General features: G+C 34.2%; 12 protein-coding genes. All 12 read left to right on the top strand.

The genetic code is table 11. The features are described from left to right. The first annotated feature begins 8 nt into the window (after window positions 1-8). The 12 genes from wzc to galE all read left to right on the top strand — a co-directional run bounded on the left by wzc (window position 9) and on the right by galE (window position 14,765). A complete protein-coding gene (gene wzc / locus ACL2XP_RS07340; RefSeq protein WP_413738004.1) occupies window positions 9-2,177 on the top strand; it encodes a tyrosine-protein kinase Wzc in 2,169 nt (722 codons plus the stop codon). 145 nt (window positions 2,178-2,322) lie between these two features. Continuing rightward, window positions 2,323-3,231, top strand: coding sequence for a glycosyltransferase family 2 protein (locus ACL2XP_RS07345; RefSeq protein ID WP_413739109.1), 909 nt, complete (start codon window positions 2,323-2,325; stop codon window positions 3,229-3,231). Between the two features lie 364 nt (window positions 3,232-3,595). Further along, window positions 3,596-4,513, top strand: coding sequence for a glycosyltransferase family 2 protein (locus ACL2XP_RS07350; RefSeq protein WP_413738005.1), 918 nt, complete (start codon window positions 3,596-3,598; stop codon window positions 4,511-4,513). 56 nt (window positions 4,514-4,569) lie between these two features. Further along, window positions 4,570-5,487 (top strand): hypothetical protein, encoded by a 918-nt coding sequence (locus ACL2XP_RS07355; RefSeq protein WP_413738006.1) that lies wholly within the window; start codon window positions 4,570-4,572, stop codon window positions 5,485-5,487. 44 nt (window positions 5,488-5,531) lie between these two features. Then, window positions 5,532-6,383: a glycosyltransferase gene (locus ACL2XP_RS07360; RefSeq protein ID WP_413738007.1), complete on the top strand. Its 852-nt coding sequence runs from the start codon at window positions 5,532-5,534 to the stop codon at window positions 6,381-6,383. Between the two features lie 31 nt (window positions 6,384-6,414). Continuing rightward, window positions 6,415-7,383, top strand: coding sequence for a glycosyltransferase family 2 protein (locus tag ACL2XP_RS07365; protein WP_413738008.1), 969 nt, complete (start codon window positions 6,415-6,417; stop codon window positions 7,381-7,383). Between the two features lie 146 nt (window positions 7,384-7,529). Further along, window positions 7,530-8,699, top strand: a complete 1,170-nt coding sequence (locus tag ACL2XP_RS07370; protein WP_413738009.1) for an O-antigen polymerase — start codon at window positions 7,530-7,532, stop codon at window positions 8,697-8,699. Further along, on the top strand, window positions 8,699-9,901 hold the full coding sequence (locus ACL2XP_RS07375) for a hypothetical protein (RefSeq protein ID WP_413738010.1): 1,203 nt from the start codon (window positions 8,699-8,701) through the stop codon (window positions 9,899-9,901). Before ACL2XP_RS07370 ends, ACL2XP_RS07375 begins: the two co-directional genes overlap by 1 nt. A 94-nt stretch (window positions 9,902-9,995) precedes the next feature. Next, a complete protein-coding gene (locus tag ACL2XP_RS07380) occupies window positions 9,996-11,024 on the top strand; it encodes a polysaccharide pyruvyl transferase family protein (protein WP_413738011.1) in 1,029 nt (342 codons plus the stop codon). Between the two features lie 33 nt (window positions 11,025-11,057). After that, entirely contained in the window at window positions 11,058-12,506 is a 1,449-nt protein-coding gene (locus ACL2XP_RS07385; RefSeq protein ID WP_413738012.1) for a lipopolysaccharide biosynthesis protein, read from the top strand. 297 nt (window positions 12,507-12,803) lie between these two features. Then, complete coding sequence (locus ACL2XP_RS07390) at window positions 12,804-13,694, top strand: sugar phosphate nucleotidyltransferase (protein WP_413738013.1); 891 nt, start codon at window positions 12,804-12,806, stop codon at window positions 13,692-13,694. A 54-nt stretch (window positions 13,695-13,748) separates the two neighbouring features. Then, window positions 13,749-14,765, top strand: coding sequence for a UDP-glucose 4-epimerase GalE (gene galE / locus ACL2XP_RS07395; protein WP_413738014.1), 1,017 nt, complete (start codon window positions 13,749-13,751; stop codon window positions 14,763-14,765). Window positions 14,766-15,007 lie beyond the last annotated feature (242 nt).

Here is a 15,007-nt window from a genome sequence, read left to right on the forward strand (position 1 = left end):
GATGAATAATGTCTGAAAGAAATAAAACTTATAAATCGGTTGAAGATAACTCAAGTGAAATTGATTTAATGCGAGTTATTGCCCAACTAATCGAGTCACGCTGGCTCATAGTAAGTATCACCAGCATATGCATGATTATAGCTGTATTATATATATTGCTGACTACTCCCATATATAGGAGTGACGCTCTTGTACAAGTTGAACAAAGCATAGGCAGTTCATTATTAAATAACATTTCTGAAATGCTACCATCCGGAAGTTCTCAGCCACAGTCGGCTGCTGAAATAGAACTAATAAAGTCGCGAATGGTTTTAGGTAAAACAATATCTGATTTACAACTTGATACTGTTATTGAGCAAAAATATTTCCCTTTCTTTGGGAAGGGATGGGCTAGGCTTATTAATGATAAACCTGCGCAAATTGCAGTATCAAAGTTTATGCCCTCAGAAAATATTGATAGCGATTATCTTATTTTAGAGGTTTTAAACAATAAAGAATACCTCCTTAAAGATGATGGCGACATTATAATTAAAGGAAATATTGGGAAGTTTGAAAGCAATAAAGGTACAACAATATTAGTTAGCGATATCAAAGCTAAAGATGGAACAGAGTTCTATATTCAGAAAAAAAAGACATTGCAAACGTATAATGATTTGCTAAATAGCATTGATGTCGCTGATAAGGGTAAAGATACAGGAGTTTTAGGCCTTAATATACTTGGGGATGATCCTGAGCAGATTAAAAAAATACTAAATAGCATAATCAATAATTATTTGCAACAAGATATTGAACGAAAATCCGAGGAAGCTGAAAAAAGTCTTAAATTCGTAGAGGAACAAATTCCAGGCGTGAGGGAAGCCTTAGATGTTGCAGAAAATAAATTAAACCTATATCGTAGACAAAACGATTCAGTTGATCTGTCTTTAGAAGCGAAATCTGCCCTAGATTCAACCGTATCTATCGAAACGCAGTTGAATGAATCTATTTTCAAAGAAGCTGAAATTTCAAAACTCTTCACAAAAGAGCATCCAGCATATAGGGCTTTATTAGAAAAAAGGAAGACCTTAGAAGGCGAGAAAGCAAAATTAGATAAACGTATTAATGGCATGCCTGTTACTCAGCAAGAAATACTGCGATTAACGCGAGATGTAAACGTTAATCAACAAGTCTATATGCAATTGTTAAATAGACAACAAGAGCTTTCTATAAGCAAAGCGAGTACGGTAGGTAATGTTAGAATTATCGACACAGCTGAAACACAAGTTAGGCCTGTTGCTCCGCGCAAGGCAATGATATTGATACTTGCCTTTATTCTAGGCGGAATGCTATCTGTTGGTATTGTTTTAGTTAAATCTATCTTCCGGAAAGGAATTGAGAGTCCAGAACAATTGGAACAATTAGGTATCAATGTTTATGCAACGATACCACTATCGGAATGGCAAGTTAAAAAGGATCGTGAAAATGCGCTTAAGAAAGGAAGCCAAAAATCCGATAATTCAATTATGGCGCTGGGAAATCCCGCCGACTTGGCAATGGAGTCTATACGAAGCTTGAGAACTAGTCTGCATTTTGCAATGATGGATGCGCCAAATAATATTTTAATGATATCCGGCGCAAGCCCATCAATTGGGAAAACGTTTGTAAGTGTTAACCTAGCCTCAGTGTTAGCTCAAGCAGGTAATAAAGTACTGCTAGTTGATTGTGATTTGCGTAAAGGATATATGCATAACATAATGGGCGCTAGCAATTCTTCTGGTTTAGCAGAGATTCTTTCCGAGCAAAAAGTAACTAACGATGTTTTAGTTAAAACAAAAATTACTAATCTTGACTTTATTTCCCGCGGCAAGGCTCCACCAAATCCATCTGAACTATTAATGCACGAAAATTTTGCTAAAGTGCTATTATGGGCTTCTGAAAATTACGATTATGTAATGGTGGATACTCCTCCTATATTAGCAGTAACTGATGCAGCCATAATTGGTCGGCATTCTGGTACAAATATGATGGTTACTCGATTTGAGAAAGATACCGTAAAAGAGGTTGAATATAGTATAAAGAGATTTGAGCAGAATGGGGTACATATCAAAGGAGTAATACTTAATGCAATTGTTAAGAGAAATAATGCTTATTCTGGGTATGATTATTATCAGTATGAATATAAAACTACAAAAGAATAGTTAATATTTAAAGTAAATAAGTAAGTGCTTCTAAAAATCATGAAATCTCACTGTTACTCATAAATCCACGAGTAGCAGTGGCATCCTGTTTGAAGTGTATTAGATTGTAGAGTCGATAGGTTGCGATATGAATGCTTTGGAAAATATAAAAGTGAAAATCGTCATACCTACATTTAATGGAGGTGAACTATGGCGAATGGTTGCAAAACGTGTAGTGGAGATAACAAAAAATGAAAAATACATCAATGGTGTTTTAATTATTGATTCTGGCAGTAGTGATTCAACTACTCAAATATCTAAGCAAAGCGGGTTTGATGTCCATTCCATAAGCTCAGAAGAATTTAATCATGGTGGCACAAGGAATCTTGGAGTAACATTAAGTGGTAGTGATATAGTTATATTTTTAACACAAGATGCTTTACCTACAAAAAACAGTTTTGCAAATATAATTATGCCATTTAAGGACCTAACTGTTGCTGCAGCTTACGGACGGCAGACGCCACATGATAATGCTACACCGATTGCCATTCATGCACGGCAATTTAATTACAAAGAAGAAAGTTATATTTCGGAAATTAATGCAAAAAAAACTTTAGGCATTAAAACAGTATTCTTGTCAAATTCATTTTCAGCATATAGAACATCTATTTTCAATGATCTTGGCGGTTTTCCAAATAATACCATCCTCGGCGAAGATATGTTTTTCGCGGCGAAGGCTATTCTTTCAGGATACAAAATCGCTTATGCAGCCGATGCAATCGTTCAACATTCACATAATTACACTCTGGTAGCTGAGTTTAAACGGTATTTTGATATTGGCGTCTTTCATAATGATGAAAAGTGGATAAGAGAAAATTTTGGAGGTGCAGGTGGTGAAGGCAAACGATTTATTATTTCTGAATTCAAACACCTATTAAGAAACAAGCCACTGTTAGTACCATTAGCTTGCGCCAATAATTTTGCCAAAATTGTTGGCTATAAACTTGGACAAAATTATCAGAAGTTACCGAAATATTTTATTAAAAAATTAAGTATGCATAAAAGGTATTGGTGATAGTAATAACAGTATAAAAGCAGAGGTTATGTTTAATACACTGCTCACCTTTTTCTTTAAATATTATAATGATAATATAAAGTTATATTATTGGTAAGGAAAAATAGTATTTAGTGACAATGTTTACAAGATTAATAACTAAAGCTTAGTTAGTAGTCATAATTAGAGTAAACAACTAAAATAAATGCATTGTAGTATCATATAATGAAATATGTTTTTTTTCATTATATTGTTATTATCATATATATTGTATGGTTAATTGAAATGTAAAAATGATTTCAATAAATATGGCCTAATTACCGAATCTATTGATTCAAAATTATTAAGAGTATTAATTAGAAAATTTAACCATAAGAATATACAAATGAAGCTAACAATTATTATCCCATGTTATAATGCACAAAATTCAATTGGTAAATTATTATCATCGCTGGCAAAACAACAAGTTATCGGTGTTGAAATAATAATCGTTAATGATGGTTCGACAGATAATACAGAAAATATTGTTAATGCTTTTTTAACATGTAATGTACAAATGCCAATATGTATATATAATACGAAAAATTCAGGAGCAGCAGCCGCAAGAGAATATGGCTTAATAAAAGCTAAAGGCGAATATATCTCCTATTGTGATAGTGATGACGATGTAGCATCTAATTTTATTAATGCAATTCTTGTATCATCCGAAATAAAACCCGATATGATTTATTATTCTTCAAACATTGTTAAAGAAATTGAACTTAATAAAAAAACTCATATTAAAAAGGTTTTTTTTGAAAAAGATTTCATTTACAAAAATGGAGAGGAACTTTTAAATTATTTACTCACAAATGGTTATTATACTGCGGCTGTATGGTCTTACGTATTTAGGCGCGAGTTAGCTATAAGTAGTGGAGCTAAATTTACGGCAAGGCCAGTTCATGAAGATCATATGTTCACAATTAAATTACTATTAAATTCAACTTTAATTGTCACTCTGAAGGAAGTATTATATCTGCAAAATCTTAGAGCAGGGTCGCTTACAAATTCCACTAAAAGCCCGCACTATATATCAGAGCGATATAATGCGTATTTGGAAGTTAAAAATATTTTAAAAAATAGGTTGAAAAAAAAGTGCATTTATCTTTATTCAAAATGGTCAGTACATGGTTTTTTAAAATTATGTAAAAGTAGCCCAAAGTCCTTTATCATTGCTTTAATTAAACAAAAACTCTTTGTGTATTTTTGGCAAGATCGTGCATTTCTGTTACCCTTTATTTTTTTCGCAATCTTTAAAAAATAAATATGTCAAAATAGTTCCTTGTATTTTTTAATATTAATAATTACGGTGTTTATAATATGCTTTTTAAAAAAATATACTTTAGAGCTTTAAACATATTAAAAGGCAATATTAATAAAATCTTGTCCTTATATTTATATTGTAAATTTTTCATAATAAATGAATTTTCTAAAAAGAAAGTAAGCCAAAGCGCTAGTATTATAATATCTTTGACCACATATCATAAAAGAATAAAAAATGTCTTTTTAACTTTAGAAACACTAATGCAGCAAAATTACGATGGAAAATATGAAATACGATTGTATTTAAGCAAGGACGATGTAATTAAAAATGGTGGAGTGCCTGAAAGATTAAAAAAATTGCAGACTAGAGGGTTGATGATTTTTATTCTAAATGAAAATATAAAGTCATATAAAAAACTTTATTATTCTTCTATATATAATAATGAAAAAATTATTATTACGGCTGATGACGATGTTTTTTATCCCAAGTGGTGGCTTAGTCAGTTGCTAGAAGTGAGTGTGAGGAACCCTAGCTGTATTATTGCTTATCGAGGGCATCAAATTCTTTTCGACAAAAATGGTAATCTTTTGGATTACCATGATTTTATGATTAATAGCCTAAAACAGGATGCAACACACGAGCCATCATTTGGTTTTTTACCCACAGGTGTTAGCGGTATTTTGTATCCTGTTAAAAGTATTTATAACTTAAATCTTGATAAGGAATTATTTCTTAATCTATGTCCGCTTGCTGATGATGTATGGTTCAAAATCCGCACTATTCTGAATGGCTTTAAATCATTGCGAGCATCCGATCGAAACCAGGATTTTATATTATTGCCCGCTTCTCAGCGTGAATCTCTTACCTTAAAAAATGTAGGTAATAATGAGAATGATATTCAGCTTAAAAAAGTATTAGAAACATATCCCAATATCAAAGAGTTATTATTAGGAGAATTAAATAATAATAAATAATCTGCTGGACAAATTTAACTCAAAATATTAAGCAAGGGAGACAAATGGATAAGGTAAGTATTTACATATCAACTTTTAATCGATTAGAACGATTAAAAAGAGCGGTGGCTTCGGTTTTGGCTCAGGATTATCCGGAGATAGAAATACTAATTTGTGATGATGCTTCGACAGATGGAACTAAAGAGTTTGTAGAGCTGCTTTCTAAAACAGAACCCAAAATAAAGTATATACGAAATTTGAAAAATAAAGGAGCTTGCGTAACTCGTAATTTAGGAATATATTCTGCAACAGGAAAATTTATAACTGGCCTAGATGATGACGACGAATTCACGAAAGACAGAATTTCAAATTTTGTCCAAAATTGGGATAATGATTTTTCTTTTCTCTGCTGTAATTTCACCAATGTGTACAGTAATAACAAAAAAGAAATTAATTATAAACAAGAAGCATGGATAAATACATTTACATACAAAGATCTTTTATATGAAAATAAAGCATCGAACCAAATTTTTACGCTAACAGAACGATTAAAAAATATCGGTGGTTTTGATGCACAAGTTAAAAGACTACAAGATTGGGATACTTGGCTTCGGCTTTCTTATAAATATGGTGATTTTAAAAGATTAAACATTCCTACATATATGATGCATCATAATCATAGCATCGAAGAAATGAGGGTGTCTACCTCATATTCATATGCAGATGCACTAGAAGATTTTATAAATCGCAATAACCACATTTATGGACAAACAGACGGCTTTTGTATGAAAAATACCGTTGCGTATCACAAAAGACAACTTTCCATAGGGAAAGCTATCAAGTGGATGTTTTTAACAAAAAATCCTAAAAATTTAGCAAGATATTTTTATCAGTTTTTTGACAAGAAAAATGTTTAAAGATAACTTTTAACAAAACATGAGTATTCTTATGAAAAAAATAGATGTTCTTTTAGCTACTTATAATGGGGCTTCTTATATAAAAGATCAAATTAATTCATTGCTTATAAACTTTGAGTATCTACAAAATTATACTTGCAGGATATTGATCTCTGATGATGGTTCTACTGATAATACGATAGAATTAATAAATGATTTACTGATTTCTAATAAAGTGATTTTGCTTGATTACAAAAGAAAAAATGGAGTGAGAAACAATTTCACATTCCTTTTGAAACAAACAGAGGCAGATTATGTCTTTTTTTGCGATCAGGATGATTTGTGGCTACCAAAGAAAATGAAAATATTTATGGATCATTTTACTTCAAACGAAATGCAAAATAAGCCGCTTCTAATTCATTCAGATTTATGTGTTAGCAACAAAGAATTATCACCAATCCATACATCCATGTTCGAATATCAAAAGTTAAATAATAACCCGTCATTTGGCCATCTACTCGTAAGTAATTCTATTACGGGCTGTGTTTGTGCCATTAATAATCCTCTTTTAATTTTATTGAAAAAGAGTTCTATTTCTGAGTCTATAATGCATGATTGGTATGCTGCTTTAGTGGCCTCGGCATTTGGCCAGATTATTTATATTCCTAAATCTCTAATTCTTTATCGACAACATGATAAGAATCAGGTGGGTGCTAAAAAATTGACATTCGGCACAACATTTTTTAGCAAGCAGTTGTATTCTAAATATCAATCATCTTTACAATCAGTTGAAAAAACGAGGGTACAGGCAGAATTATTTTTATCGGATTATGGATCGTATATTGATAGTGTTTATTTAACACAGGCTAGTGACTATATTAATTCGTTCAAATCAAATATATTTGTGCGGCTGTACTTGTTTCTTTTCAAAGATATAAATAAGACAGGAATGTCACGAATTATTGGTTTTTTTATTGTGTATGTTATTCTTGGCAACAGGTTGAAGGAGTTAGCAAAGTAGTATTTTAAAATTATTGATTACAGCTTATTTTTTATATTAAAACCATTTTCGTTCGTATTGTTTCAGTTAATTAATATTGACTTTTAATGTTTTCCAAATTGTAGTTTTGGATATTTAAGCTGGCTAACCACATCATCGAGTCCTGAATGAAATCATTTTATTTAAATCCACTATATATGTTCGCAACAGCTTTTATTATTGCGATACTATTATATCATTTACAGCTTTCCGGTCTTTATAGAAACGGGGTATTATCTATAACAGAAGTCACTGTGATTACATTGACTGGCATTAGTTTCATGATAGGATATTTTTATAACTTCACGCTTAAAAGATATATCAAAAATAGTCAACCTAAAAATTCATCAGGAAGAAATATTTTTTATGTGTGCTCATTTATTATCTTTGGAATAATATTAGAGGTCTATGTCTCTGGAGTTTTACCAATACTAAGCATCATAACTGGTGCATCATATTATTATAGAAATTTTGGTGTTGCTACTTTCCATGTCTTCTTTTTAAGTTATGTTTCAGCTTGTGCGATAATTGGTTATGAAAGATATGTTATATTTGGCGGAAAAAAGAATTTATTCCCAACCTTCTTGGGCTTCCTATTCTCGATTATCATCGTGAATAGAGCATCTATGCTGATGATTATGTTACCTTGTTTTTTTATTTATTTAGCTCATAATTCTAAAGTTAAGTCTAAAGTTTTAATATTAGTCCTTTTCTTATCCCTTATCACAATTTTCGGTTATATTGGGGATAAAAGGATGAAATCCTCTGGTTATACAGATGATAAACCAATTTTTAGAATAGCACAGATTGATAATCCAATTTTAAAGAATACGCTACCTAGCGGCTTTACCTGGTTCTATGTATATGTCTCCTCTCCTTATGCCACTCTCGTTAGTCAAGAGAGTAAGGGGCGATATGATAAAGGATTCATCTCTGATTTTATAAATGCAGCAATTTTACCTGATTTTATATCCAAAAGAACAGATGATAATATCAAAAATAAATTTCATTTAAACCTTATTACGCCAGAACTTACGGTAACAACTGGATTTGGTTATGCTCTCACAACATTTGGTTTTGCAGGAATTGTTTTAACCTATATTTATATGATTTTTCTTATTTTTTTATTCACATACGTAAACAAAAATGGGTATATGCGCTCGATAGCTGCAATATTATCGACTACGGCTGCGCTTATGATTTTTGATAATATGCTCGTTTTTGCAGCGTGTGTTATGCAACTAGTTATTATAAGCATTTTTTCTAAATTTAGAGTATCAAAATATGGATTGCTATAATGAATAAATTATATTGCTTAGTAATAGTAATTATCTCTTTTTCATCCTTTGCTGACGAAAATTATAGTCAAAATAAGCCAAAATTAAATGATTCGAATATTGAAATGCGAAAAACATATGGAAACTTTAATTCGGCTGCTGGGCAAGCATTATTAGTGAATGATTCATCAGCAAAAGCTGAAATATCAGGATTTAGAAATGATTCGGCTATGTCAGCGTATACGAATAAAGATCATGTGGGATACTATATTTCAATGCATGGCCCAACTGATCAACTTAAGACGCAAGCAATAAATACGAAATACACTTCGGATGGTCTCTACTCTCCCAATATAAAACCAAATGCCAATATTGCTGTAGGTATGTTTATTACAACCGCACATTCTCCTCCTTTCTCGGCAAGAATAACTTCTCTTGACTTTCAAAAAAAATATATTGGAGTCAGCGGTTGGTACCAAGTAGGTAATGAAAAGAAGGGTCAGGTTCCAGAAAATGGATATTCTGCTATAATTAATGCGGCTGATAAAATCTGGGGGCAAAATACAAATATTTATATTGATAAAACTAGTTCTGCAAAAACTGCGACAGGTTATGAATTAGGCATTCTTGCTGATGGTTCGCAAGCAAAACCAGTTTGGGGCTTTCATGCTGTAAATCTAAGAAGCGCAAATCGACCTTTTGACCAAGCTTTTAGAGCAACTGGAGCTTGGGTTAATGGTTATTTCGCTTCAAATCAAATAACTAACTCTTTTATTGCAGATGAGCCACGTAACTCAGCTCTTTTAGTTAAAAATACCAGAGATGCAAAGTGGAATGGCACAGTGGTAACTCTGGATAGCAATAATGATAATTCCAATTCTTTTTTGCTTAAAAGCAACATCGGTAATAAAAATATATTTTATATTAAATCAAATGGAACGAGAAGTAGTCAGCGTGAGGAAGTGTTAAATATAACTGAAAGTACTACGCTTGATATTAATGGACCCTCTGTGATTATTTGCAATAACGTTACACCAATAAAAATTACTTTGCCAGATATTAGCAAGCATGATGGTATCATATATGAAATAAAATCGGCAGAAGAAAATAATATTTCTGTAAATGGCCAAGGTACAACCTATAGCTTAGATGTAAAAAAAGGAACTTACATAAAATTAATTTCTAGTAAAGGGAAATGGATAAAACTTTTCCAATCGAATTAATTTGTATTGATTTTATCTGACTTTTTTTTGCAATTTATAAAAAGTTTTTTTTATTGTTTTCTTTTTTAAATGTTAAATCCTGGAGAGTTTTCAATTGAAATTATATTATTACAAGTCGGCTTTAGGGAATTTTGGTGATGATATTAATGCATGGTTATGGAATGACTTACTGCCCGGTTATTTTGATCAAAATGATGATGTACGCTTTTCAGGTATAGGAACCATAATTAACACGGCAATGCCAGTTGCAAAAAAATGGATAGTTTTTAGTAGTGGTGTGGGGTATGGATACCCTCCAAAGGATTTTGGTGGGATAGGATGGGATACTATATGTGTACGGGGACCTCTAAGTGCACAAATATTAGGGCTACCTCAAGACAAATATATTACAGATGGTGCTGCATTATTAAATACTCTCAGCGAATTTAAACCACTATCTTCAGATGAGCGTTCAGGCACGATTTTTATTCCACATCACAATGCCCTAGAAACAGGACAATGGGAAAAAGCTTGCAAAAGAGCGCATATCACTTTCGTAAACCCACAAGGTGACGCGAAAGAAATCATCCAAAAAATTCGACATTCGAAATTAGTGTTAGCTGACGCAATGCATGCAGCTATTATCGCTGACGCAATGCGTGTGCCATGGGTACCATTAGTTTCATCGAGTCAAATTAATACTTTTAAATGGCTAGATTGGACTCAAACGATCTCCTTACCATATATGCCTATAGTATTAGGGAGTAGCTCTTTACGTGAATCTCTCCGTAATAAATGTTTACATCTATATGGTGAGCGGTATTTTCTACCTGGTGCAGATGTGGCAGCATCGATAACTCAATTTAAAAGACAGCGAGAAATAAAAAGTTCTTATTGGTGGCCGCGTTACATGAACACCACAAAGCTTTTGACATACCGAATACCTAATAAAGTGATTAAAGTCCTTGAAAATAAATTGGATAAGACGTGGGATGAAAATTCTATAGATAAAGCTGCAATTTGCTTAGATGCTGCTGCTAAAATGGATGGTTTTCTTAGTGACGACACAATATTTCATCAAAATATTGAAAGACTTCAATCCGGACTCAAAATAATTGAAGAGAGATATCGATATTCCCTTTAAAATTTTCATTGTTATTTATATAAGGTAACGTTAGTGTCTAAAATAAATAAGCAGCCTGTCATTAGACAAACCATTGTGTCAGGAGCAATATGGTCTATATTGGATAATGCTGCTGCCCAAGCTATCACTTTTGTCATTTTTATAATACTTGCACGATTATTATCGCCTAGTATATATGGCATGCTCAGTATTTCATTACTTGTTTCACAATTTTTTCGGTCGGTTATATTTGATAGCATTGCAACATCCATTGTTCGTATTGAAAAGCCTACTAATCAAGATTATAATTCAGCGTTGCTTCTTTGCTTTCTTTTTTCTTTGCCAGCATTTTTGATCGTTTTTTTCTCGGCCCCAATAATTGAAAAAATTATGGGGATTGATCAACTTGCTAATGTTATCCGTGGTACTAGTATAATCATTTTGGTTAGCGGGCTAAGTCGGATACATGAGGCGTGGCTAAGTCATAATATGCTATTCAGGCCATTAGCTATACGATCAATTATTTCCATTTCTTTAGGTGGTGTAACTGGGATTTTTTTAGCCTATAAGGGATTTGCAGTAACGAGCCTTGTTATGCAGCAAGTTGTTACCTCCCTTGTCTCTTCAATTACCCTTTGGATTGTTACTCCATGGAAACCTGGATTTAGTTTTTCCCGTAACTCAATTAAAAGTTCCCTGAATTTCTCAAAGCATGTAGCTTTAAGCGGTATTACAAATTTTGCAAACCAAAATAGTGATATTTTCTTCATAACTTATTTTTTGGGTGCGGCTCCTGCAGGTATATATTCTGCTGGAAAAAGAATTGTAAATACATTAAATATCGTTTTAGCTTCCGCACTAATGCGTGTTTCTTTGCCCGCGTTTTCTAGACTAAAAAACAATCTTCCCGAGTTTCGTAAGCACTATCTGAATGCGACCTATTTCACAATTTTAATAACAGCACCAGCCTTTCTAGGATTGGCATATTTATCGCACGATGTTACATTACTTTTGTTAGGCACTAAATGGATAGATTCTGTTCCCATTATGCAGATCGTGAGCGCTATTGGATTTGTTATTTCAATCGGTTATTATAATCATTCTGTGATGTTTGCAAGAGATAAGCCGGAGTGGCAGGCTAGGTTGACTTTATTATATGCAATAACAAATGTAATAGTTTTTTATATTTTTGTACGATTTGGTATAATTGTAACAGCTTTAGCTTTCTCATTAAGGACTTTAATTCTGTATCCTGTTTCTGCTTGGTGTGCGTTAACCCTCTTGGAAATAAAATGGATGGAATATATATTACAATTAGTTGCACCTACTTTTTCTGCATTTGCTATGTGTATATCTTTGTGGGGGGTCGATCATTTTATTGCAATGAATACTGGCTGGATCAAGGTGATATTTGATATCATTGTTGGGATTGTTTTATATAGCGCATTCATTTTTTCCTCTTCTAAAAAAATTAGGAAAGTTATAATGGAAAAAATTTCCTAATTCCTTTTTTTTTTAGGATATATATTTTAGTTTTGTCTTATCCATAGGAATAATTTTTAAAATTGAAGTATTAATGATTTAATTATGTAGTGGGCTATAACATAGTCTATACTATTAGATAAAAATATATTTTGATTTTTTTCGATATTGTCAGTGCAATTGCTATACGAAAATCAATCTTCTATCACAAAAAATTCTCCATACGGCATTAATATTTTTTGAATAGAGTAATCTAAATGCTATATTGTTACTGTATTCAACATGTCGTGTCTGTTTCAACTTATGGGTATTGATTGAATGAAAATTTTAAAAGCCGTAATCCCTGTCGCCGGTCTGGGCATGCATCTACTCCCGGCAACCAAAGCCATCCCAAAAGAGATGCTGCCTATCGTGGACAAACCGATGATCCAGTATCTGGTCGAGGAGTGCGCTGCCGCAGGCATCAAAGAAATTGTATTGGTCACCCATGCATCAAAAAATGCCATTGAAAACCACTTTGATACCTCCTATGAACTCGAAGCATTGTTGGAAGCACGTGTAAAAAATACCTTGCTAGCTGAAGTACAGGCGATCTGTCCCAAAGGCCTAACCATCATGAATGTCCGTCAGGGTGAGCCATTAGGGTTAGGGCATGCAATCCTGTCTGCAAAACCGATGCTTGGTGACTCACCGTTTGTAGTTGTGTTACCTGATATTCTGCTAGATGATTCAACATACAATAATCGTACTGAAAACTTGGCATCCATGGTTAAGCGTTACCATGAAAACGGCCACAGCCAGGTGCTGGTGCAATCCATGCCGCGTGAACATTTACCTGAATATTCTGTCATCAGCTGTAATGAAGACGTCTCAGAACCAGGCGATCATGCTTTGATTCAGTCATTTATCGAAAAGCCCCAAGATCTAAGTTCTATTGATTCGGATTTAGCGGCGGTAGGGCGCTATGTGCTGTCAGCGGATATCTGGCCATTATTGGAAAAAACAGAGCCAGGCGCATGGGGCCGTATCCAGTTGACCGACGCCATTGCTTCTCTGGTTAATCATCAGCCCGTAGATGCGCTTTACCTGACAGGCAAAAGTTTTAACTGCGGCCGCAAGCTCGGTTATATGCAGGCATTTGTTACTTATGGCCTGCGTAATGAGAAATGGGGCAAGGATTTTCGCGAGAAAATCAAAAGCCTGCTGTAGGTGGGAGACTAGTGAACATCATATGATGGTGAAAATCTTACCCAAGGAGTTTTTATGGCGATTCTAGTCACCGGAGGGGCCGGTTATATCGGCTCCCACACGGTGTTATCGTTGCTGGAGCGGGATGATGAAGTCGTGGTATTGGATAATTTATCCAATGCCTCGGAGATCTCGCTAGATCGTGTTTCGGAGCTGGCGGATAAAGACATCGTTTTTTACCAGGGCGATGTACGCGATCCAGACTGCCTGCAGCGTATTTTTGACGACCACGACATCACGGCGGTTATCCATTTCGCCGGGCTTAAGGCAGTAGGGGAGTCGTCCCGTATGCCGCTGGAATATTATCAAAATAACGTATCCGGTACTCTAGTCCTATTGGAAGAAATGCGCCGTGCAGGCGTGCATCACTTTATTTTCAGTTCGTCCGCTACTGTTTACGGTGAGAATGCGCCGGTGCCTTATGTGGAAACTACTCCTATTGGCGGCACTACCAGCCCTTATGGTACGTCAAAAGTAATGGTGGAGCAGGTGCTGTGTGATTTTGCCAAGGCTGAACCACAGTTTTCTATTATCGCTTTGCGTTACTTCAATCCGGTGGGTGCGCATGAATCAGGGCGTATCGGTGAAGATCCCAACGGCATTCCCAATAATCTGTTGCCATTTATCGCTCAGGTAGCGGTTGGTCGCCAAGAAAAGTTGAAGATCTTTGGCAATGACTATCCCACTGATGATGGTACCTGCGTACGTGACTATATACATGTAATGGATTTGGCCGACGGACATCTAAAAGCATTGGACCATCTGTCGGTTCTTAAGGGCTACAAAGCCTACAACCTGGGTGGTGGCGTTGGGTCATCAGTGTTACAAATGGTACATGCCTTTGAGAAAGCCTCTGGTAAGACCATCCCCTTTGATATTGTCCCACGCCGCGATGGCGATCTGGCGGCATTCTGGGCTGATGCTTCCTTGGCAAAAAAAGAGCTGGGCTGGTCGGTATCACGCGATCTTGATTGTATGATGCGGGATACTTGGCACTGGCAAGAAAAAAATCCTAACGGTTATAAAACTTGATTTATAAGCTTGGCTTGGTGAACAATCAGGCCTAGCTTATGTTCAAAATAAAAATACAGTAATTTCAGATGGTTATGAATAAAATCTAATATAGGTTTATTCTCATATCGGACACGTTTTTTTACCCGATACTTAAGATATCATTTTTTCTATTGATATTCTTCCCCCTAAAGTGGCATTAATAATTTAAATAAGACGATGCAGTCCACTTATATTAGGTGTTTTTTGTGGTGCTAACATCA

The organism is Sodalis sp. RH21 (assembly GCF_047324175.1).
In the GTDB taxonomy this organism is placed as follows: Bacteria; Pseudomonadota; Gammaproteobacteria; order Enterobacterales; family Enterobacteriaceae; genus Acerihabitans.

Coding starts and splice junctions, on each gene's coding strand:
- wzc (WP_413738004.1), top strand. CDS start 9: ATGTCTGAAAGAAATAAAACTTATAAATCGGTTGAAGATAACTCAAGT.
- ACL2XP_RS07350 (WP_413738005.1), top strand. CDS start 3,596: ATGAAGCTAACAATTATTATCCCATGTTATAATGCACAAAATTCAATT.
- ACL2XP_RS07355 (WP_413738006.1), top strand. CDS start 4,570: ATGCTTTTTAAAAAAATATACTTTAGAGCTTTAAACATATTAAAAGGC.
- ACL2XP_RS07360 (WP_413738007.1), top strand. CDS start 5,532: ATGGATAAGGTAAGTATTTACATATCAACTTTTAATCGATTAGAACGA.
- ACL2XP_RS07365 (WP_413738008.1), top strand. CDS start 6,415: ATGAAAAAAATAGATGTTCTTTTAGCTACTTATAATGGGGCTTCTTAT.
- ACL2XP_RS07370 (WP_413738009.1), top strand. CDS start 7,530: ATGAAATCATTTTATTTAAATCCACTATATATGTTCGCAACAGCTTTT.
- ACL2XP_RS07375 (WP_413738010.1), top strand. CDS start 8,699: ATGAATAAATTATATTGCTTAGTAATAGTAATTATCTCTTTTTCATCC.
- ACL2XP_RS07390 (WP_413738013.1), top strand. CDS start 12,804: ATGAAAATTTTAAAAGCCGTAATCCCTGTCGCCGGTCTGGGCATGCAT.
- galE (WP_413738014.1), top strand. CDS start 13,749: ATGGCGATTCTAGTCACCGGAGGGGCCGGTTATATCGGCTCCCACACG.